This window comes from Pseudomonas frigoris (genome assembly GCF_047758635.1).
Lineage (GTDB): Bacteria > Pseudomonadota > Gammaproteobacteria > Pseudomonadales > Pseudomonadaceae > Aquipseudomonas > Aquipseudomonas frigoris.
This window is the reverse complement of sequence record NZ_CP180479.1, coordinates 6,380,391-6,399,762: the sequence shown is the minus strand read 5'-3', so window position 1 is coordinate 6,399,762 and position 19,372 is coordinate 6,380,391. Positions and strand designations below refer to the sequence as shown.

Here is a 19,372-nt window from a genome sequence, read left to right as displayed (position 1 = left end):
CAGTCTAGGCCAAGTATCGGGTAGTAAACCAGACATGAAGGCTGGTGTCCTACCCGATAACGCTCATTGCCTGTCAGTCGGCGGCGGGCGTCTGTAGGACTTGTTCGCTGAGCTTGTCGGCCAGGCGCACGAAGGCGGCCAGATCGAGCTGTTCGGGGCGCAGGCTGCCATCAACGCCGGCGGCTTCGATTTCAGCGTTGCTCAGCAGCAGCTTGAGGGTGTTGCGCAGGGTCTTGCGGCGCTGGTTAAAGGCTTCGCGCACGACACGCTCCAACAGCTTGTGATCCTTGGCCGGGTGCGGCAGCACCGCGTGAGGCACCAGGCGCACGATAGCGGAATCGACTTTGGGCGGCGGATTGAACGCACCCGGGCCAACGTTGAACAGATGTTCAACCCGGCAGTGATACTGAACCATGATCGACAAGCGACCCCAGTCACCACCACCAGGGCCTGCTGCCAGGCGCTCGACCACTTCCTTTTGCAGCATGAAATGCATGTCGCGAATCAGACTGGCGTTATGCAGCAGGTGAAAAATCAACGGCGTAGAGATGTTGTACGGCAGGTTGCCGACCACCCGCAGGCTGTTCGGCGCAGCGTTCAGGCTGGTGAAGTCGAACTTCAGCGCGTCGCCCTGATGCAGGTTGAAATTGCTCTTGCTGGCAAATTGCTGGTTGAGGATCGGGATCAGATCCTTGTCCAATTCCACCACGTCCAACTGGGCGCCGCTGTTAAGCAGGCCTTGAGTCAGCGCACCCTGGCCAGGGCCGATTTCCAGCAGACGGTCTTCGGGCTTGGCGTGGATGGCGCGCAGGATGCGGTCGATAACGCCGGCATCGTGCAGGAAGTTCTGGCCGAAACGCTTGCGCGCCCGGTGTTGGTAATGCTCGGTCATAAACGGGTCTCGGCCATCTGGTAGGCGGTTTCCAGGGCGACTTGCAGGCTGCCGGTATCGATTTTGCCGCTGCCGGCCAGGTCCAGGGCAGTGCCGTGGTCGACCGATGTGCGGATGATCGGCAAGCCGAGGGTCACGTTGACTGCCGCGCCGAAGCCTTTGTACTTCAGCACAGGCAGGCCCTGGTCGTGGTACATCGCCAGCACTGCATCGCAGTGCTCCAGATACTTGGGGGTAAACAGGGTGTCGGCGGGCAGGGGGCCACGAAGGTCCATTCCTTCGCCGCGCAGGCGCTCTAATGTAGGTTCGATGATGTCGATTTCTTCATGGCCCAGGTGTCCGCCTTCGCCGGCATGGGGGTTGAGCCCACATACGAGGATGCGTGGCCGGGCAATGCCGAATTTTTCTTGTAGATCCGCGTGCAGAATTCGCGTGACCCGTTCCAGACGCTCCGGCGTGATCGCATCGGCAATCTCGCGAAGAGGCAGGTGAGTGGTAACCAGCGCCACACGCAAACCGCGAGTGGCGAGCATCATCACCACTTGGGCGGTATGGGTCAGGTCGGCGAGAAATTCTGTGTGCCCGGAAAAGGCGATCCCGGATTCATTGATCACGCCCTTGTGCACAGGGGCCGTGATCATGCCGGCAAAATGCCCGTCCAGGCAGCCTTGGCCAGCTCGGATCAGGGTTTCCAGAACGAAAGCCGCGTTGGCCTTGTCCAGTTGCCCGGCAGTGACCTGGGCGTTGAGCGGTGTATCCCAGACATACAGGCTGTTGGCTGGCGCGGGTACATCCGGCCAGTTGTCCGGGGTGACCGGCAGCAAATCGACAACCACACCCAGCTGCACGGCCCGCTCAAGGAGCAGGTCGCGGCTGGTAATGGCAATCAGGGGATGTGGCTGGGCTTGCGAGGCGAGCAGCAGGCACAGGTCAGGACCTATGCCGGCCGGTTCGCCGGGTGTCAGCGCGAAACGTTTGGGTTTCACTGCGTTGCCTGGTCTGCACCAGGGAGTTTGATCTCTACGTACGCTTCGTCACGGATCTGACGCAGCCAGGTTTGCAGCTCTTCGTCATATTTGCGGTTACGCAATACGGTCATTGCTTGCTGCTCGCGGGCCTGGGTGGTGCTGTCAGTGGCACGACGGCCAAGGACTTCCAGCACGTGCCAGCCATATTGGGTCTGGAACGGCTTGGACAGCTGACCTTGCGGGGTCTTGGCCATCACTTCGCGGAATTCAGGCACCAATGCATTCGGGTCGATCCAGTTCAGGTCGCCACCGTTGAGGGCGGAACCCGGATCTTCCGAGAAGCTTTTCGCCAGTTCGCCGAAATCTTCGCCCGCTTCGATACGGGTGTAGAGCGACTCAGCCAGCGCCTTGGTTTTTGCTTCGTCGCGGATCGGGCTCGGCTTGACCAGGATATGACGCACGTGCACTTCATCGCGTGTCTGGGTCTCACCGCCACGCTTGTCGAGGATCTTCAGGATGATGAAGCCGCCCGGTGTGCGCATTGGCTGGGTAATGTCGCCGACAGCCATGGTGCTCAGCATGCGATCGAACGGAGGTGGCAGTTGACCGGCTTTACGCCAGCCCATGTCGCCACCTTCCAGTGCGGTTTCGCTGGCGGATTTGGCGATTGCCAACTGACCGAAGTCAGCGCCTTGCTTGAGCTGCTGGTAAACCGCGTCTGCCTGCTTGGCTGCATTCTGAATCGCGTCGGAGTTGGCGCTTTCCGGCGTAGGAATCAGGATGTTGGCCAGGCGGAATTCTTCGGACAGCTGCATTTTGCCAAGGTCGGAAGCGAGGAAGTTCTTCACTTCCTGTTCGGAAACCTGGATACGCTCGGCCACACGACGCTGACGCACACGGCTGATGACCATCTCGCGGCGAATCTGGTCGCGGGCGTCTTCATAAGACAGACCGTCGCGAGTCAGGGCGGCGCGGAATTGATCCACGGACATGTTGTTGCGCTGGGCAATGGTGCCGACAGCCTGGTTCAGTTCTTCGTCGGTAATGCGGATACCGGAACGTTCGCCGATCTGCAGTTGCAGGTTTTCGACGATCAGACGTTCAAGTACCTGCTGATCCAGCACGTTGGCCGGCGGTACGGCAGAACCACGCTTGGCGATGGTTTGCTGAACTTCATGAACACGTTGGTCCAGTTGGCTCTGCATGACCACGTCGTTATCGACAATGGCCACCACTTTATCGATGGACTGTACCGCGGCGTTCGCCGCGGTACCCAGGAACAACGCGCCCAACACTAGCGGGCGCAGACAATCAGAAAGCTTGGTCTTCACGTTCACGATAACCTTGGATGCCTTTGTCGAGGAAGCTCTCTACTTTGGCGCCGGTGAGGCCGCCGAGACCTTTCAGAACGATTTGTAGGAAGACGCCGTGGTCGCCTTTTTCGTTTTGCGGGGCGTTCTGACTGAACTCGTCATACGAAACCCAGTAACGGTTGATCAGGCGCAGTTTCCAGCAGCAGTTGTCGTACTCGAAACCACCGAAAGCTTCCAGGGTACGGTTACGGTTGTAGTCATACTGCCAGCGGCTGATGGCGTTCCATTGCGGCACGATCGGCCAGATCACCGAGAAATCGTGCTGCTTGATCTTGTAGTAGTCCTTCACGTAGCCAGGTTGGCCTGGGGTGCCATAGTCACCACCGCCGACTTGCCATTTACCGGTGTTCTGGTCGTAACGGACCTGGTCATTGCGATAGCGATAGCCGGCGTTGATGACCTTGTTCGGGTTGTCTTCAGGCTGGTAGTGGAACATCGCGCTGCCCGAGCGAGGGCTGCGGCTGTCCGGGTCCCAGTTGTAATCGGCCGTGGTGCGCCAATCGCGGTTCCAGCGGTATTCGTATTCCAGTGCATAGGGCGAGACATTAGCCTGCGCATCGTCACGGGTTTTTGCATCGATACCCGGCAATTGAACTTCACGATCCTTGAAGTACACGGCCTGGCCGACGCTGATGCGTTGACGTTCGAAGCCATTGTCTTCGATCCAGCGGTTGGTTACGCCCAGAGACAGCTTGTTCTCGTCGCCGACACGGTCGGAGCCGGAGAAGCGGTTGTCACGGAACAGCGAGGCGTAGTTGAAGGTGTATTCGGCGGTGTCGAAGACTGGAATGTCGGTCTGGTCTTTCTCAGGTACATAGAGGTAGTACAGACGCGGTTCCAGGGTCTGGCGATAGTTCTTGCCGAACCAGTTCGTGTTGCGATCGAAGTAAAGGCCGCTATCGATGCTGGCGATTGGCACGCCACGGCTTTGGTTGCTGCCGAAGGTGCCGTTGAGTCGATCGCCTTCAGCGCCTTGGCTGGCGATGTCAGCTTTGCCCTTGTTATCGAGATCCAGGTCGTACTGGGTGTATTGATATTTGAGCGACGGTTTCAGGAAACCATAAGTCGCTTCCATCGGATAGCTGATAACCGGAGCTACGTTGAGACGATTGCCGTTGGCCCGGGCCAGGCCGAAAACGTTGGTATCAAGCCGTGGAGTACCGATGCTGCCATCCGCATTGAGCGGCCCGCCATCTTCATCTGTGAAATTGCCGGTTTTCAAATCCCGATCAAACCGCACGATTTCCGTGTTGTAAGCGAAATCCAGGCCGCCCGGATGCTCCGGCAGCGCACCATCAAAGGTGATTTGCGGCAAGCGGTCATACGGCGTGATGTTTGAAACGGTCGCCAACTGGTAAGCCTGAGCGTTGATGCGAGCGGTGTAGCTGTCGCCACGATAGGTTACAGAACCCTGCTGGTTCACGAAGTCAGCGCTTTTCACCCCAATCTGGTCGGTTTGCAGATCCTGGAAGTAATACGGATCGCTGAGCTTGGTGTAATCGACTTGTGTCAGAACGCGCGAGTCGAGACCGCCCTTGTGCTGCCAGTTATACATGTAGCGGTTTTTCTGGTAGTCGGTCTGCTTGCTGCGATCAGTGTCTTCGTCGTTGAGGTACGCGGCGCCAAACTGACCTTCGCTGGACGGGGTCAGGTAACGGAATTCGCCTTCCATCAACAGCCCGTGCTTGCTCATGTAGCGCGGGTACAACGTGGCATCGTAGTTCGGTGCCAGGTTGAAGTAATACGGTGTGACCAGCATGAAGCCGGTATCGGTGCCGGTGCCGATGGTCGGCGGCAGGAAGCCGGATTGGCGACGGTCGTCGATCGGGAAATAGATGTACGGCGTGTACAGGACCGGAATGTCCTTGACCCGCAGCGTCACGTTGGTCGCGGTACCGAAACCGGTGGCCGGGTTCAAGGTGATGTTGTTGCCCTTGAGCTGCCAGGCGTTGCTGTTCGGTTCGCACGTGGTGTACGTACCATCCTTGAGGCGGATGATCGCGTTCTCGGCACGCTTGGCGTACAGCGCATTGCCGCGGATACGGGATTTATGCATCACGTATTCGGCGTTGTCGACCTTGGCTTCACCAGTGTCGAGCTGCACGTCGGCGTGGTCGCCCACGATCAGTGCGCCATTGTCGCGAACACGGACGTTGCCGCTCAGTTCGCCACGGCTCTCGGCCTGGTAGAGGTTCGCTTCGTCGGCTTCGACCTGCATGCTGCCCTGACGCATGACCACGTCACCCGCCAGGGTCGCGACCTGCTCATCCTGCTTATAGCGAGAGGCTTTGGCGCCAAGAAAGGTCGGAGTGTCACTTTTATTCGTCTTGTCATTCATGCCAGGACGAATCGGTTCGATATAGGAACCAGAGCAGTAAGGACCGGTTTCGGCCAATTGCGCTGCAGTGAGCTTCTCGCGCGGAACCCAATCGAGGTGACTGTAGTCTTCGCTACGCGACTTCAGGCCGCGGCCCTTGGATTCGGTCACCAGCACAGGCTTGGCGCCGGTGTCTTGACTGGCACCGCTGTCAGCCGGAGTCTCGCCGCTCGTGCTTACCGCCGCACTGCCGTCATGGACGGGGCGAGGTGGCAGCGCAGCTGCTGGAGATTTTGGCGCACAGTTCCAGGCACCCGAAGCAGAGACTGAGCAGTCATACTGTTCCGCGGCGACCACGAACGAAGTGGCTAGAGGTTGCAGGGCCAGCAGACTGCCGGTAACCAACAACGGAAATTTTTTACGAAACGCGGGGGATTTCAATGCCATCTTATTAGTCCGGGCTTCCTGCGTGCCATCTGCCCGCGGTGTGGGCCGCACGCCTCTCGATGGTCTGAAAAAGATGCTGGATAATAAAGCATGACCCGCTTGACGGCTAGCGCCGTCGGAGACCCTTGCAATGCCTGACCAAGATGTACGTTTGCAACACCTGAAAGTTTGGCTCGATGAGCAACTGGCTGCCCTCTTTGCAGAGCAGGGTTGGGGTGCCGTACCCCCGGCCACGTTGACCGCGGCCAGTAGCGATGCGAGTTTTCGACGTTATTTCCGCTGGGAAGGCGAGGGCAGAAGCTTCGTCGTGATGGACGCGCCACCGCCCCAGGAAAACTGTAAACCCTTCGTGGATATCGCTTTTTTGCTGACGAAATCCGGAATAAATGTTCCGAAAATTTATGCCGAAGACCTCGAACGTGGTTTTCTTTTGCTTAATGACCTGGGCAACAAGACTTACCTGGACGTGATCGACAGCGAAAATGCCGACGATTTGTTCAAGGATGCCCTGCAAGCGCTGCTGGCTTTTCAGCAGTTGCCGATGGTTGCACCGCTGCCAAGTTATGACGTGGCGCTGCTGCGTCGCGAGCTGGAATTGTTCCCTGAGTGGTACGTGAAGCGCGAGTTGGGCATCGAGTTCGACTCGGCGCAGCAAATACTCTGGCAGAACGTGACTGAGCTATTGATCGACAGCGCACTGGCCCAGCCTAAAGTGTTGGTGCACCGCGATTACATGCCGCGCAACCTGATGCTCAGCGAGCCAAATCCCGGTGTGCTGGATTTCCAGGACGCCGTCTATGGTCCCGTGACCTACGACGTGACCTGCCTGTTCAAGGATGCGTTCCTCAGCTGGCCCGAGGAGCGTGTGCGCGGCTGGCTGGAAGCTTACTGGCAGCAAGCGGGCGATCTCGGGATCCCGGTTCAGCCCGACTTCGAAGATTTCCTGCGTGCCAGTGACCTGATGGGCGTGCAGCGGCACCTGAAAGTGATCGGCATCTTTGCCCGCATCTGCCACCGCGACGGCAAGCCGCGCTATCTCGGCGATGTGCCACGCTTCTTTGCTTATATAGACGCCGTGATCGCCCGCCGTCCTGAACTGGCCGAGCTGGATGTGTTGCTGTTGAGTCTGCGTGCTGGAGCGAATGCATGAAGGCAATGATTCTGGCTGCAGGCAAAGGCGAGCGCATGCGCCCGCTGACCTTGACCACGCCGAAACCGCTGGTTCGCGCGGGCGGTATACCGTTGATCGAGTATCACTTGAAAGCCTTGGCGGTGGCGGGGTTTACCGAGGTGGTGATCAACCATGCCTGGCTCGGCCAACTGATCGAAAACTACCTGGGTGATGGCTCGCAATACGGCGTACGTATTCAGTACTCGCCGGAAGGTGAGCCGCTGGAAACCGGAGGCGGGATTTTCCGCGCGCTGCCGTTGCTGGGTGACGAGGCCTTTATGGTGGTCAACGGTGACATCTGGACCGACTACGACTTCAGCGTATTGCACCAACCCATCACCGGGCTGGCGCATTTGGTGTTGGCGGACAACCCTGCCCATCACCCGACCGGCGATTTCAGTCTGATCGACGGACAAGTACGCGACGGTCAACCGGACACTGCAACCCTGACCTACAGCGGCATCGCGGTCCTGCACCCGCAGCTGTTCGACGGTTGCTCCGCCGGCGCCTTCAAGCTTGCACCGCTGCTGCGCAAAGCCATGGCCGATGGGCACGTCACCGGCGAGCACTTGAATGGACATTGGGTGGATGTCGGCACTCACGAGCGTCTGGCTGAAGTCGAAACTCTGTTAGAAGCGAGACGCTGACATGCTGTGGCCAGGGACTCTGATTGGAGCCGGGGCGGGCTTTTTCATCGCCAGCATTCCGGGGGCCATGCTTGGCGCCTTGTTGGGGCAGGCGCTGGACCGGCACTTGCACTTACAGAGCTGGGCGCATTTGCGAGAAAAGCTCGGTGGCCGCTCGGTGCTGCGCAATGATGAACTGCTGTTTGTGTTGTTGGGACGGCTGGCCAAGAGCGATGGACGGGTGGTGGAAGGCCACATCCAGCAGGCCCGTCAGGAAATGCGCTCGCTGGACATGACCGAGTCGGCCCAGCGCCGGGCAATTGCCGCGTTTAATCGCGGCAAGTCGGGAGATGAACGGTTGCGCGGTTACCTGCGCCGCTTGAGTCATCAACCCCATGCCGCCGAAGGCGTCTTGCGCGCCTGTTGGCGGATGATCTGGGCTGATGGCCGCGCCGGCAGTGCAGAACGAGCGCTGATCAGGCAGTGGGGTAAATGGCTGGGCTGGACGTCACAACAGGTGCAGGCTCTGGCGGCTGATTACGAGCAGCACAAGTTTGCACAGGCCAGCAGCGCGCTGACCTATCAAGATGCTCTGCGGCTTTTGGGCGTTTCGGCGACCACCGAGCCGGCGCAGATCAAGCACGCCTACCGACGCCTGCTGAGTCGCCATCACCCGGACAAGATTGCCGGCAGCGGTGCGACGGCGCTGCAGGTGCGCGAAGCCACTGACAAGACTCGCGAACTGCATAGCGCCTACACATTGATTCGCGAGCGGCGGGATTTTCGGTAGTGGCCCGGAAGATCAAAAGATCGCAGCCTGCGGCAGCTCCAGGTGTACGCATAACCCGGTGTAGGAGCTGCCGCAGGCTGCGATCTTTTGCTTTTGCTTAATTCGCGTTCTGTGGGTTCAACCAGCCCCGCACCCGACGGAACAGTTGCTCTTGCTCAGCCTTGGAATTACCCGGCAGAGCCTTGAGCGAGACCTGACTGAACCCCGAAGTCTTCAACCGTTTGCTGGCTTGCAAGCGTTCCAGCGCCAGGTTGCGATCCAGCGGCTTGTCCATATAGAAGATGTCTGCGGTGGGCAGCTTCAGGGTCGGTGTCAGTTCGACCAGCTCTGGTTTGGCTTTCACCGGCATCTGAGCGGCGACCATCACAAACTTCTCCACCTGCGAGGGCTGCTTCTCGCTCAGGTAGCGCGCGGCCCAGTAAGCGCCAGTCCCATGCCCCAGCACGACAATGCGGCGAGCGCTTTGCTGTTCGGCGTAGGCAATGGCGGCGTCGATGCGGGCGAAGATTCGTTCAGCGTCGGCTTTGGCCTGTTCCTCGGTGGTTTCGGTGATCGCTTTGTCCGCCACCTCCGCTTCACCGCCCGCCGCTTGTTCGATGGGCGCTGCGGTGGTGGAGTCTTTGCTGCCGGTGTCCGGGGCTTTTGGTGTGGGTGCCACTTCTGCGATACGCGGCGCAATGGCATCGCTTTGCAGGTCCGGCAAGGTGATACTCAGGCTGCTCCACTCGGCGTCCGGCAATTTGCGTCGCAATGGACCTATTGCTTGCGGCCAGTCAACAGTTTCGCCGGCGCCCGGGATGATAATCACCGCGCCTTTGGGTTCGGCGGTATTGGCCGGTTTCCACAAGGCCAGAAACGTGTCGCTGCCCGCTTGCAGTTGCTGCTGTTCCTGAGCAGGAATTTGTCGCTCAAGTGCAGACGCTTCTTCCTGACTACGCTCAAGCAGCGGCTGGCGCTCGACCGGTTTTTCTTCGGCGGGTGTTTCCGTAGTGGCAGGTACCGGGGTGGCAGCCTCGACAGAAAAGGCGCAAGGCAGGATCAGCGACAGGCACAATGCTGGCAGTGCCAGGCGGTAGACAGGGGGCATCGGATATTCCAGGCCAGAAGTTATTCCGGCAGCCTAATGGGTTGGTCAGTATTTGTCAGTGTGTGAGACTTCGATGATGCGTTTTTGCTGCCTGTGGGTTATCGGCTGTTTGTGGTTTCCCTTGATGGGCTGGGCGGCTCCCGCGCCACCAGTGCACGTCGCGCAATTGTCCGCAGGCCAGCAGCAATGGCTGGCGCAACATGGCGAATTGCGTGTGGGGCTGGTGTTGCAAGTGCCCTACGCCCAATACGATCGCCGCTTGCAGCGTTTGTCCGGGGTCAATATCGAGCTGATGAAGTGGCTGGCCAAGGCGCTCAAAGTCGAGCTGAGCTGGCGCAACTTTCCCGACCTGGCGCAGCTGGAAGACGCAGCGCGCGAGGGTGAAATCGACATCGCTCCGGGGCTGACCCAAACCCCCGGTGGCCTGCGGCTCTGGCAGTTTTCCGACCCGTATATGCGGGTGCCGCAACTGGTGGTCAGTGACCAGAAAAGCACCGGCGTGGTAGAGCTGGAAAAACTCGACAGCCAGACCCGCGTCGCCGTGCGCATGCCCGGCGCCACCGCCGATTACCTGCGCAGCAATTACCCGCACCTGAACCTTCAAGGCGTACCGATCGAGCGCCAAGCACTGCAACTGTTACTGAGTCAGCAGGCCAGTTACGCCGTGGTCGACGAAGCGCAGCTGGGGCGTTTGTCCGCCGAACCTGAGTTCGCCGGGCTGGTGGTGGTCGGTGATATCGGTCTGCCGCAACTGTTGCGGGTGGCCACACGCCGGGACTGGCCGGAGCTGGCCGGCATCGTCGAAAGCGCCTTGCGGGCGATCCCGGCCAAGGACCTGGAGCAGCTGCACAACCAATGGCTGCAACCCAAATACCCGCGCCTGACCGAGTCCCCTGGGTTCTGGCAAAACCTCAGTCTGTTGTTGGCGGTGCTGATGCTGAGCAGCATGGCCATCGTGTTCTGGCAGCGTCGGCAGCAGCACAGTCTTGAGCATCGTTTGCGGGCAGCGCGCGAGGACATTGCCCTGCGTGCCGCCAGCGAAGAAGCCTTGCGCCTCACGCAGTTTTCCATCGACCAGAGCACCGTCGGCATCCTTTGGGTCAACTGGGACAGCCATGTGCGCTACGCCAATCGCGCGGCCGAAACCATGCTGGGTTATCCGGCGGGCGGGATCATTGATCGGCCGCTGATCGACTTCGAACCCGGCTTGCACATGGACCGCTGGCTGAACCTGTGGAAACGCGCCCGGGCCAGCGAGGAAGGTCCGCAAAGTTTCGAAACCAACTGCGTACGGGCGGATGGCAGCAATCTGCCGGTGGATGTTTCGCTGAGCTTTTTGCGGTTTCGCGATGGCGAATACCTGGTGGTTTACCTCAACGACGTCACCGAGCGCCGTCGTGCATTGGCCGCGTTGCAGGAAAGCGAGGCGCGTCTGCAAGGGATCGCCGCCAACGTTCCAGGACTGGTCTTTCGTCTAGAGCGGGCGCCGGTGACGGGGCAGATCGACTTTGCCTACATCAGTGAAGGCAGCGAGAGCCTGGTGGGTTACTCACCGGTCACCCTGGCCCATCGCGACAAAGGCCTGCGCAGCCTGGTGCACCCGGACGACAAGGCCAGTTATCACCAAACCCAGGACCATGCGCTGGATACCGACAGTGACTGGTCGTGGCAGGGACGGATTCTCACCCGATCCGGCGAACAGCGCTGGGCCGAAATCAAAGCCATCACCCGCCGACTCGAAGACGGCGCCTATGTCTGGGACGGGATCGTCTGGGACATCAGCGAAAGCAAACGCATCGAACTGGAACTGGCCAGCTCTCGCGAGCAGCTGCGTGAGTTGTCCGCGCACCTGGAGAGCGTGCGGGAAGAGGAAAAGGCCCGCATCGCCCGGGAAGTTCACGACGAACTGGGTCAGATGCTCACCGTGCTGAAGCTGGAAACTTCCATGTGCGAACTGGCCTACGCGCAGCTCGACCCCGGTCTGAACGAACGTTTGAACAGCATGAAGCGCTTGATCGCTCAGCTGTTCCAACTGGTTCGCGATGTCGCCACGGCGCTGCGGCCGCCGATTCTCGACGCCGGGATTGCCTCGGCCATCGAGTGGCAGGCCCGCCGATTCGAGGCGCGCACGCAGATTCCGTGTCTGGTGCAGGTGCCGGAGAATCTGCCGGTGCTCAGTGATGCCAAGGCGATTGGCCTGTTCCGGATCCTTCAGGAAGCGCTGACCAATGTCATGCGCCATGCCCAGGCGCATACTGTCGAACTGACATTGGCGCTGGAAGGCGACGAGTTGTGTCTGACCGTCAGCGATGATGGCGTAGGATTTGTCCCCGCCACCGGTAGGTCAACATCCTTCGGGGTGGTCGGCATGCGCGAGCGAGTGTTGATCATGGGCGGGCAGTTGTCGCTTGAGAGTGAACCAGGTGAAGGCACGACCCTGAGCGTGCGAGTGCCGCTGGATGAAGCCTGAAGCATTTGTGGTGTCTGTGCTGACGTCTTCGCGAGCAAGCCCGCTCCCACAGGGGGAACGCATTCCAAATGTGGGAGCGGGCTTGCTCTCGAATGATCTTGAATCTGGAGAAGAACGTGATCCGTGTACTGGTAGCCGAAGACCACACCATCGTCCGCGAAGGCATCAAGCAATTGATCGGCCTGGCCAAGGATTTGCTGGTGGTAGGGGAGGCGAGCAATGGCGAGCAGTTGCTCGAGACCTTGCGCCATGTTCCCTGCGAAGTGGTCTTGCTGGACATCTCCATGCCCGGGGTTAACGGTCTGGAGGCGATTCCAAGGATTCGTGCGCTGAACAATCCGCCGGCGATTCTGGTGTTGTCGATGCACGACGAAGCGCAAATGGCCGCCCGTGCGTTGAAGGTCGGCGCCGCGGGTTATGCGACGAAGGATAGCGATCCGGCGCTGCTGCTGACGGCGATCCGCAAGGTCGCGGCGGGCGGGCGCTACATCGACCCGGACCTGGCCGACCGCATGGTCTTTGAAGTCGGCCTGACCGATTCGCGGCCGTTGCACTCGTTGCTGTCCGAGCGCGAATTCTCGGTATTCGAACGCCTGGCCCAGGGCGCCAACGTCAACGACATTGCCCAGCAACTGGCCTTGAGCAGCAAAACCATCAGCACCCACAAGGCGCGGCTGATGCAGAAACTCAACATCACCTCCCTGGCGGAACTGGTGAAGTACGCCATGGAGCACAAACTGCTCTGATGCTGCACGCGATCCCGTGTAGGAGCTGCCGAAGGCTGCGATCTTTTGATCGTGATCTACAGCGATAGTGAGGGCGCCAAAAGATCGCAGCCTTCGGCAGCTCCTACATGACCGCGTCCACGTATCCATTTGCGACATACCTTTAAAGCCGCTTTTGCCCGTTCTTGCGGCTTGCAGCTTCAAGCTCGCCACTGCCCCGATCAAATCCCGCCATCCTTGTAGGGCAACCCCTACCCCCAACCTTCCATCCCGCTGAGGCCATTCTCTCCTGCGCCCCGATTTGCGTGGTCGGCAGCGTCCACTAGGCTTAGTCCACAGCAGTCATCAACAACAAAGGTGTGGGTATGAGCCAGGTCGATTCAAGCGCAGGGGCCAATGACATTCTGGTCAGCTTTCGTGGAGTGCAAAAAAGCTACGACGGCGAGAACCTGATCGTCAAAGACCTCAACCTGGATATTCGCAAAGGCGAATTCCTCACTTTGCTCGGGCCCTCCGGCTCCGGCAAGACCACCAGCCTGATGATGCTCGCCGGTTTCGAAACGCCGACCGCTGGCGAAATCCAGCTGGCCGGGCGTTCCATCAACAACGTGCCGCCACATAAACGCGACATCGGTATGGTGTTCCAGAACTACGCGTTGTTCCCGCACATGACGGTCGCCGAGAACCTGGCATTCCCGCTGACCGTGCGCGGCCTGAACAAGAGCGATGTCAGCGACAAGGTCAAAAAAGTCCTGAGCATGGTTCAGCTCGACACCTTCGCCCAGCGTTATCCGGCACAACTGTCCGGCGGTCAGCAGCAGCGTGTGGCCCTGGCCCGCGCCTTGGTGTTCGAACCTCAACTGGTGCTGATGGACGAGCCCCTCGGTGCACTCGACAAACAACTGCGTGAACACATGCAGATGGAAATCAAGCACCTGCACCAGCGCCTCGGCGTGACCGTAGTCTACGTGACCCACGACCAGGGCGAAGCCCTGACCATGTCCGACCGCGTTGCCGTGTTCCACCAGGGCGAGATTCAGCAGATCGCGCCGCCGCGCACTTTGTACGAAGAGCCGAAAAACACCTTCGTCGCCAACTTCATTGGCGAGAACAATCGCCTCAATGGCCGCTTGCACAGCCAGACCGGCGACCGCTGCATCGTCGAACTCGGTCGTGGTGAAAAGGTTGAAGCGCTGGCGGTCAACGTCGGCAAGACCGGCGAACCCGTCACGCTGTCGATTCGCCCGGAACGCGTCAGCCTCAACGGCTCCAGCGAGTCCTGCGTCAACCGCTTCTCCGGGCGGGTGGCGGAATTCATCTATCTGGGCGACCACGTCCGGGTTCGCCTGGAAGTCTGCGGCAAGACCGATTTTTTTGTGAAACAACCGATTGCCGAGCTCGATCCCGCGCTGGCCGTCGGCGACGTGGTACCGCTTGGCTGGCAGGTCGAACACGTTCGCGCGCTCGACCCACTTCTAGAGGCGCATTGATCGCCCCCCTGCTTCAACAACACCAACCCTGCACGTGGAGAGAACAATAAATGTTGAGATCCCTGAAATTCACCGCTTTGGTCATGGGCATGATCGGCGCGGCACACGCAATGGCGGCGGGCCCGGACCTGACCGTGGTGTCCTTTGGCGGGGCGAACAAGGCGGCGCAGGTCAAAGCCTTCTACGCACCGTGGGAAGCGGCAGGTAACGGCAAGATCGTGGCGGGCGAGTACAACGGCGAGATGGCCAAGGTCAAAGCCATGGTCGACACCAAAAGCGTGTCCTGGGACCTGGTAGAAGTTGAATCGCCAGAACTGTCCCGTGGTTGCGACGAAGACATGTTCGAGCAGCTTGATCCGAAGTTGTTCGGCAAGTCCGAAGACTACGTCAAAGGCGCCATTCAGCCATGCGGCGTGGGCTTCTTCGTGTGGTCGACCGTGCTGGCCTACAACGCCGACAAACTGGCTTCCGCACCGACCAGTTGGGTGGATTTCTGGGACACCAAGAAATTCCCGGGCAAACGTGGCCTGCGTAAAGGCGCCAAGTACACCCTGGAATTCGCTCTGATGGCCGACGGCGTTGCGCCGAAAGACGTCTACAAAGTACTGGCCGGCAAGGATGGTCAGGACCGTGCGTTCAAGAAGCTTGATGAGCTGAAACCAAGCATCCAGTGGTGGGAAGCCGGCGCACAGCCGCCGCAGTATCTCGCTTCCGGTGACGTGGTTATGAGCTCGGCCTACAACGGCCGGATCGCTGCCGTGCAGAAAGAAAGCAACCTGAAAGTCGTGTGGAACGGCGGTATCTACGACTTTGACGCATGGGCCATTCCAAAAGGTTTGGATAAAGCACGTGCTGAAGCGGCGAAGAAATTCATCGCGTTCTCGGTGCAGCCGCAGCAGCAGAAGACCTACTCGGAAAACATCGCCTACGGCCCGGCCAACACCCAAGCCGTACCGTTGCTGGCCAAGGATGTCCTCAAAGACATGCCGACCACCCCGGAAAACATCGCCAACCAGGTGCAGATCGACGTCAGCTTCTGGGCTGACAACGGCGAGCAACTGGAACAGCGCTTCAATTCCTGGGCTGCGAAGTAAGCAATACCCTGTGGTTTGAACACCGCAATCCTTGTGGGAGCGAGCTTGCTCGCGATAGCAGTGGGTCAGTCAACATTGATGTTGAATGTAATGCCCCCATCGCGAGCAAGCTCGCTCCCACAGGTTGTTTGTATGCCTCTGCAACGATCAAAGATTTCCGGAGTACGCCATGGCCACCGCCATTCCCCTGAACGCGGGCACTGACCCCACCTTGAAGCAGCGGCTCAAGCACGCCGAGCGGATCAACCGCTGGAAAGCACAAGCCTTGATCGCGCCATTGGTGTTGTTTCTGTTGCTGGTGTTTCTGGTGCCCATCGTGGCGCTGCTCTACAAAAGCGTCGGTAACCCGGAAGTGGTCGGCGGCATGCCGCGCACCGTGGCGGCTATCGCCAGTTGGGATGGCCGAGGCCTGCCCGCTGAACCGGTTTACAAGGCGGCCAGCGAAGATCTCGCTGAAGCCCGCAAGAATCAGACCCTGGGCGATTTGTCCAAGCGCTTGAACATGGAGTTGGCCGGCTACCGCAGCCTGCTGACCAAAACCGCACGTGCCTTACCGTTCGCCACCGAACCGGCCTCCTATAAAGAAGCGCTGGAAGGTCTCGACGAGCGCTGGGGCGACCCGGCCTACTGGCAAGCCGTGCGCCGCAACACCAGCAGCATCACGCCTTATTACTTGCTGGCGGCAGTCGATCACCGTATCGACGACCTCGGCGAAATCGCCCCGGCCACGCCCGATCAGGCAATCTACCTCGACATCTTTGCCCGGACGTTCTGGATGGGGCTGGTGATCACCGTGATCTGCCTGCTGCTGGCGTATCCGTTGGCCTACCTGTTGGCGAACCTGCCGTCACGGCAAAGCAACTTGCTGATGATTCTGGTGCTGCTGCCGTTCTGGACCTCGATCCTGGTGCGGGTCGCCGCGTGGATCGTGTTGCTGCAATCGGGTGGCTTGATCAACAGCGGCCTCATGGCGATGGGCATCATCGATAAACCGCTGGAGCTGGTGTTCAACCGCACCGGGGTTTACATCTCCATGGTGCACATCCTGCTGCCGTTCATGATTCTGCCGATCTACAGCGTGATGAAAGGCATCTCGCCGACTTACATGCGGGCCGCGATTTCTCTCGGCTGCCACCCGTTCGCCAGTTTCTGGCGGGTGTACTTCCCGCAGACCTATGCCGGTGTCGGCGCCGGTTGCCTGTTGGTGTTCATCCTCGCCATCGGCTACTACATCACCCCGGCCTTGCTGGGCAGCCCGAACGATCAGATGGTCAGTTACTTCGTCGCCTTCTACACCAACACCAGCATCAACTGGGGCATGGCGACCGCACTCGGTGGGCTGCTGCTGTTGGCGACCGTGGTGCTTTATCTGATTTACAGCTGGCTGGTGGGCGCCAGTCGCCTGCGCCTGAGCTAAGGGGAGAACGAAATGCTGAGTCCTTATATGTCGCCCATTGAGCGGGTGTGGTTCTACAGTTTGCGCATTCTCTGCGGGCTGGTTCTGTTGTTCCTGATTCTGCCGGTGCTGGTGATTATTCCGCTGTCGTTCAACTCCGGGAGTTTTCTGGTGTACCCGTTGCAAGGCTTTTCGCTGCACTGGTACCAGGATTTCTTCGCTTCGGCCGAGTGGATGCGTTCGCTGAAGAACAGCATCATCGTTGCTCCGGCGGCGACGGTGTTGGCGATGATCTTCGGTACGCTGGCGGCCATCGGCCTGACGCGGGGCGACTTCCCCGGCAAGCCGCTGGTGATGGCGCTGGTGATTTCGCCGATGGTGGTACCGGTAGTGATCATTGGTGTGGCCAGTTACCTGACCTTTGCCCCGCTGGGATTTGGCAACAGCTATATCTCGCTGATCGTCGTGCACGCCGTATTGGGTGTGCCGTTTGTGATCATCACGGTGTCGGCGACGTTGCAGGGGTTCAATCAGAATCTGGTGCGTGCTGCTGCGAGCCTGGGTGCTTCGCCGCTGACGGCGTTCCGTCGAGTGACCTTGCCGCTGATTGCGCCTGGCGTGATTTCCGGTGCGCTGTTTGCCTTCGCCACTTCGTTCGATGAAGTGGTGGTGACGCTGTTCCTCGCCGGTCCTGAACAAGCGACCCTGCCACGGCAGATGTTCAGCGGCATCCGCGAAAACCTCAGCCCGACCATCGCGGCGGCTGCAACGCTGTTGATTGCCTTCTCGGTGATCCTGCTGCTGACCCTCGAGTGGCTGCGCGGCCGTAGCGAAAAACTGCGCACTTCACAGGTCTGACCCGATCCCTGTAGGAGCTGTCGAGTGAAACGAGGCTGCGATCTTTTGATCTTGATTTCCTTAAGATCACAAGATCGCAGCCTCGTTTCACTCGACAGCTCCTACAGGGGTTTTGTGTGGTATTCGAGATGTTTGGTCATTCATGGCCTGAATAGCAGACAAACCCCAATCCCCAGCTACTCTTGTGCCCAGCTCCCCTATCTATAAGAGGCTGCGCCCATGAGTCTTTCCTCTTTCAAAATCGCTCACAAACTGATCACCGGCGCCGGTGCCATCGAGCAACTGGCGGCTGAACTGACACGCCTGGACATCGACAACCCGCTGATCGTCACCGACGCCGCACTGGTCAAGTCCGGCACGGTCGAGCTGGCGCTGGCGCAGCTGGGCGATAGAGCCTACGAAATTTTCGACCGTGTGCTGCCAGACCCGGAAATCGCCATCGTCGAAGACTGCATGCGGGTCTACCGCGAAGGCGGGCACGACGGACTGATCGGCCTGGGCGGCGGCAGTGCCATCGACATCGCTAAAAGTGTCGCGGCCTACGCCGGTTATCACGGGGCGCTGGAGGATCTGTTCGGCATCGATCAAGTGCCGCGCAAAGGCCCGCCGCTGATCGCCATTCCGACCACCGCGGGCACCGGCTCGGAAGTTACTAACGTGGCGATCCTCTCCGACAAGGTCGCGCAGCTGAAGAAAGGCATCGTCAGCGACTATCTATTACCGGACGTGGCGCTGGTCAGCCCGCAAATGACCCTGACCTGTCCACGCAGTGTCACTGCCGCCAGTGGCGTCGATGCACTGGTGCACGCCATCGAATCCTATCTGTCATTGAACGCCTCACCGATTACCGACGCGCTGGCCATCGGCGCCATCAAGCTCATCGCCAAGGCGCTGCCCAAGGCTTACGCCAATCCGTCCAATCTCCAGGCCCGCGAAGACATGGCTACCGCCAGCCTGATGGCCGGCATGGCGTTTGGTAATGCCGGGGTCGGCGCGGTGCACGCGCTGGCGTATCCGCTGGGCGGCCGTTTCAACATTGCCCATGGCGTCAGCAACGCCTTGCTGCTGCCGTATGTCATGACCTGGAACAAAATGGCCTGCGTGGAGCGCATGCAAGATATCGCCGAGGCCATGGGGGTGAAGACCGCTCATCTGAGCGCCAATGACGCGGCGGACAAGGCCGTAGAGGCAATGACCGAGTTGTGCGCTGCGGTGGAAATCCCGCCGGGCCTGCGCAGCTTCGGCGTTCCCGAAGACGCCATCCCGGCCATGGCCGTCGAAGCGGCGGGAATTGAGCGCCTGATGCGCAACAATCCGCGCAAATTGAGTGCCGTCGATATCGAGAAGATCTACCGAGCGGCTTACTAGGGCCTGCCATCCATTATTTTCTGTGCCGCGCCGGGTCTGCTGTTGCGCAGGGCAAGGCGCGAGGAGCGTGGTTTGGTCATTCCAAATAAGCACCGAGCAACGCAGCCCTGCGCAACAGCAGGCCCGGCCCTTCGGGTTGTGTCTGAAAGCGGGCCAGGCTGCGTTGCAGTCCTTGGCAAGGGAACAACCATTACCGGCGGACTGCGCCTTGCCTGGCCCGCTTTCAGACGACAACGCGACACAGAAAATAATGGATGGCAGGCCCAATCATCGCGGCCACGGTGCGCGGGTCAAAGCATG

The 19,372-nt window shown here is 59.9% G+C and carries 15 protein-coding genes; 10 read left to right on the top strand and 5 right to left on the bottom strand.

Annotation, left to right across the window (positions count from 1 at the left end; translation table 11 throughout):
• Positions 1–73: 73 nt before the first annotated feature.
• From rsmA to ACMXYH_RS29570, 4 genes are read right to left on the bottom strand one after another with little or no spacing between them, the layout of a single operon-like run.
• On the bottom strand, positions 74–892 hold the full coding sequence (gene rsmA, locus ACMXYH_RS29585; protein ID WP_033056215.1) for a 16S rRNA (adenine(1518)-N(6)/adenine(1519)-N(6))-dimethyltransferase RsmA: 819 nt from the start codon (positions 890–892) through the stop codon (positions 74–76).
• Positions 889–1,878, bottom strand: coding sequence for a 4-hydroxythreonine-4-phosphate dehydrogenase PdxA (gene pdxA / locus ACMXYH_RS29580; protein ID WP_415765738.1), 990 nt, complete (start codon positions 1,876–1,878; stop codon positions 889–891). The genes rsmA and pdxA overlap by 4 nt, the downstream gene beginning before the upstream one ends.
• Entirely contained in the window at positions 1,875–3,191 is a 1,317-nt protein-coding gene (gene surA / locus ACMXYH_RS29575) for a peptidylprolyl isomerase SurA (RefSeq protein WP_415765737.1), read from the bottom strand. The genes pdxA and surA overlap by 4 nt, the downstream gene beginning before the upstream one ends.
• Positions 3,172–5,997, bottom strand: coding sequence for an LPS-assembly protein LptD (locus ACMXYH_RS29570; RefSeq protein WP_415765736.1), 2,826 nt, complete (start codon positions 5,995–5,997; stop codon positions 3,172–3,174). The genes surA and ACMXYH_RS29570 overlap by 20 nt, the downstream gene beginning before the upstream one ends.
• Before the next feature lie 130 nt (positions 5,998–6,127).
• On the opposite strand from ACMXYH_RS29570, the gene ACMXYH_RS29565 reads away from it, so the two are divergent.
• The 3 genes from ACMXYH_RS29565 to ACMXYH_RS29555 are packed head-to-tail and all read left to right on the top strand — an operon-like array spanning position 6,128 to position 8,584.
• A complete protein-coding gene (locus ACMXYH_RS29565; protein WP_415765734.1) occupies positions 6,128–7,147 on the top strand; it encodes an aminoglycoside phosphotransferase family protein in 1,020 nt (339 codons plus the stop codon).
• Positions 7,144–7,815: an N-acetylmuramate alpha-1-phosphate uridylyltransferase MurU gene (gene murU / locus ACMXYH_RS29560; RefSeq protein ID WP_046045378.1), complete on the top strand. Its 672-nt coding sequence runs from the start codon at positions 7,144–7,146 to the stop codon at positions 7,813–7,815. The genes ACMXYH_RS29565 and murU overlap by 4 nt, the downstream gene beginning before the upstream one ends.
• A 1-nt stretch (position 7,816) precedes the next feature.
• A complete protein-coding gene (locus ACMXYH_RS29555) occupies positions 7,817–8,584 on the top strand; it encodes a TerB family tellurite resistance protein (protein WP_134420438.1) in 768 nt (255 codons plus the stop codon).
• A 97-nt stretch (positions 8,585–8,681) separates the two neighbouring features.
• Here ACMXYH_RS29555 and ACMXYH_RS29550 read toward each other — a convergent pair whose 3' ends face one another.
• The gene (locus ACMXYH_RS29550) at positions 8,682–9,671 is read right to left on the bottom strand and encodes an alpha/beta hydrolase family protein (RefSeq protein WP_415765733.1); all 990 of its coding nucleotides are present in this window, start codon (positions 9,669–9,671) and stop codon (positions 8,682–8,684) included.
• 73 nt (positions 9,672–9,744) lie between these two features.
• Here ACMXYH_RS29550 and ACMXYH_RS29545 point away from each other — a divergent pair, with 73 nt between their 5' ends.
• From ACMXYH_RS29545 to ACMXYH_RS29515, 7 genes are all read left to right on the top strand, one after another.
• The gene (locus ACMXYH_RS29545; RefSeq protein ID WP_415765732.1) at positions 9,745–12,141 is read left to right on the top strand and encodes a PAS domain-containing sensor histidine kinase; all 2,397 of its coding nucleotides are present in this window, start codon (positions 9,745–9,747) and stop codon (positions 12,139–12,141) included.
• A gap of 92 nt (positions 12,142–12,233) precedes the next feature.
• Entirely contained in the window at positions 12,234–12,887 is a 654-nt protein-coding gene (locus tag ACMXYH_RS29540; RefSeq protein WP_178082239.1) for a response regulator, read from the top strand.
• 344 nt (positions 12,888–13,231) lie between these two features.
• Positions 13,232–14,356: an ABC transporter ATP-binding protein gene (locus ACMXYH_RS29535; protein WP_129440716.1), complete on the top strand. Its 1,125-nt coding sequence runs from the start codon at positions 13,232–13,234 to the stop codon at positions 14,354–14,356.
• 50 nt (positions 14,357–14,406) lie between these two features.
• A complete protein-coding gene (locus tag ACMXYH_RS29530; protein WP_056741315.1) occupies positions 14,407–15,450 on the top strand; it encodes an ABC transporter substrate-binding protein in 1,044 nt (347 codons plus the stop codon).
• 169 nt (positions 15,451–15,619) lie between these two features.
• A complete protein-coding gene (locus tag ACMXYH_RS29525) occupies positions 15,620–16,867 on the top strand; it encodes an ABC transporter permease (RefSeq protein ID WP_129440718.1) in 1,248 nt (415 codons plus the stop codon).
• A 12-nt stretch (positions 16,868–16,879) separates the two neighbouring features.
• Positions 16,880–17,704, top strand: coding sequence for an ABC transporter permease (locus tag ACMXYH_RS29520; protein ID WP_415765731.1), 825 nt, complete (start codon positions 16,880–16,882; stop codon positions 17,702–17,704).
• A gap of 219 nt (positions 17,705–17,923) precedes the next feature.
• On the top strand, positions 17,924–19,072 hold the full coding sequence (locus ACMXYH_RS29515; RefSeq protein WP_415765730.1) for an iron-containing alcohol dehydrogenase: 1,149 nt from the start codon (positions 17,924–17,926) through the stop codon (positions 19,070–19,072).
• Positions 19,073–19,372 lie beyond the last annotated feature (300 nt).

Coding starts and splice junctions, on each gene's coding strand:
- ACMXYH_RS29555 (WP_134420438.1), top strand. CDS start 7,817: ATGCTGTGGCCAGGGACTCTGATTGGAGCCGGGGCGGGCTTTTTCATC.
- ACMXYH_RS29550 (WP_415765733.1), bottom strand. CDS start 9,671: ATGCCCCCTGTCTACCGCCTGGCACTGCCAGCATTGTGCCTGTCGCTG.
- ACMXYH_RS29515 (WP_415765730.1), top strand. CDS start 17,924: ATGAGTCTTTCCTCTTTCAAAATCGCTCACAAACTGATCACCGGCGCC.
- ACMXYH_RS29535 (WP_129440716.1), top strand. CDS start 13,232: ATGAGCCAGGTCGATTCAAGCGCAGGGGCCAATGACATTCTGGTCAGC.
- ACMXYH_RS29540 (WP_178082239.1), top strand. CDS start 12,234: ATGATCTTGAATCTGGAGAAGAACGTGATCCGTGTACTGGTAGCCGAA.
- ACMXYH_RS29570 (WP_415765736.1), bottom strand. CDS start 5,997: ATGGCATTGAAATCCCCCGCGTTTCGTAAAAAATTTCCGTTGTTGGTT.
- ACMXYH_RS29530 (WP_056741315.1), top strand. CDS start 14,407: ATGTTGAGATCCCTGAAATTCACCGCTTTGGTCATGGGCATGATCGGC.
- rsmA (WP_033056215.1), bottom strand. CDS start 892: ATGACCGAGCATTACCAACACCGGGCGCGCAAGCGTTTCGGCCAGAAC.
- ACMXYH_RS29545 (WP_415765732.1), top strand. CDS start 9,745: ATGATGCGTTTTTGCTGCCTGTGGGTTATCGGCTGTTTGTGGTTTCCC.
- murU (WP_046045378.1), top strand. CDS start 7,144: ATGAAGGCAATGATTCTGGCTGCAGGCAAAGGCGAGCGCATGCGCCCG.
- ACMXYH_RS29565 (WP_415765734.1), top strand. CDS start 6,128: ATGCCTGACCAAGATGTACGTTTGCAACACCTGAAAGTTTGGCTCGAT.
- ACMXYH_RS29520 (WP_415765731.1), top strand. CDS start 16,880: ATGCTGAGTCCTTATATGTCGCCCATTGAGCGGGTGTGGTTCTACAGT.
- ACMXYH_RS29525 (WP_129440718.1), top strand. CDS start 15,620: ATGGCCACCGCCATTCCCCTGAACGCGGGCACTGACCCCACCTTGAAG.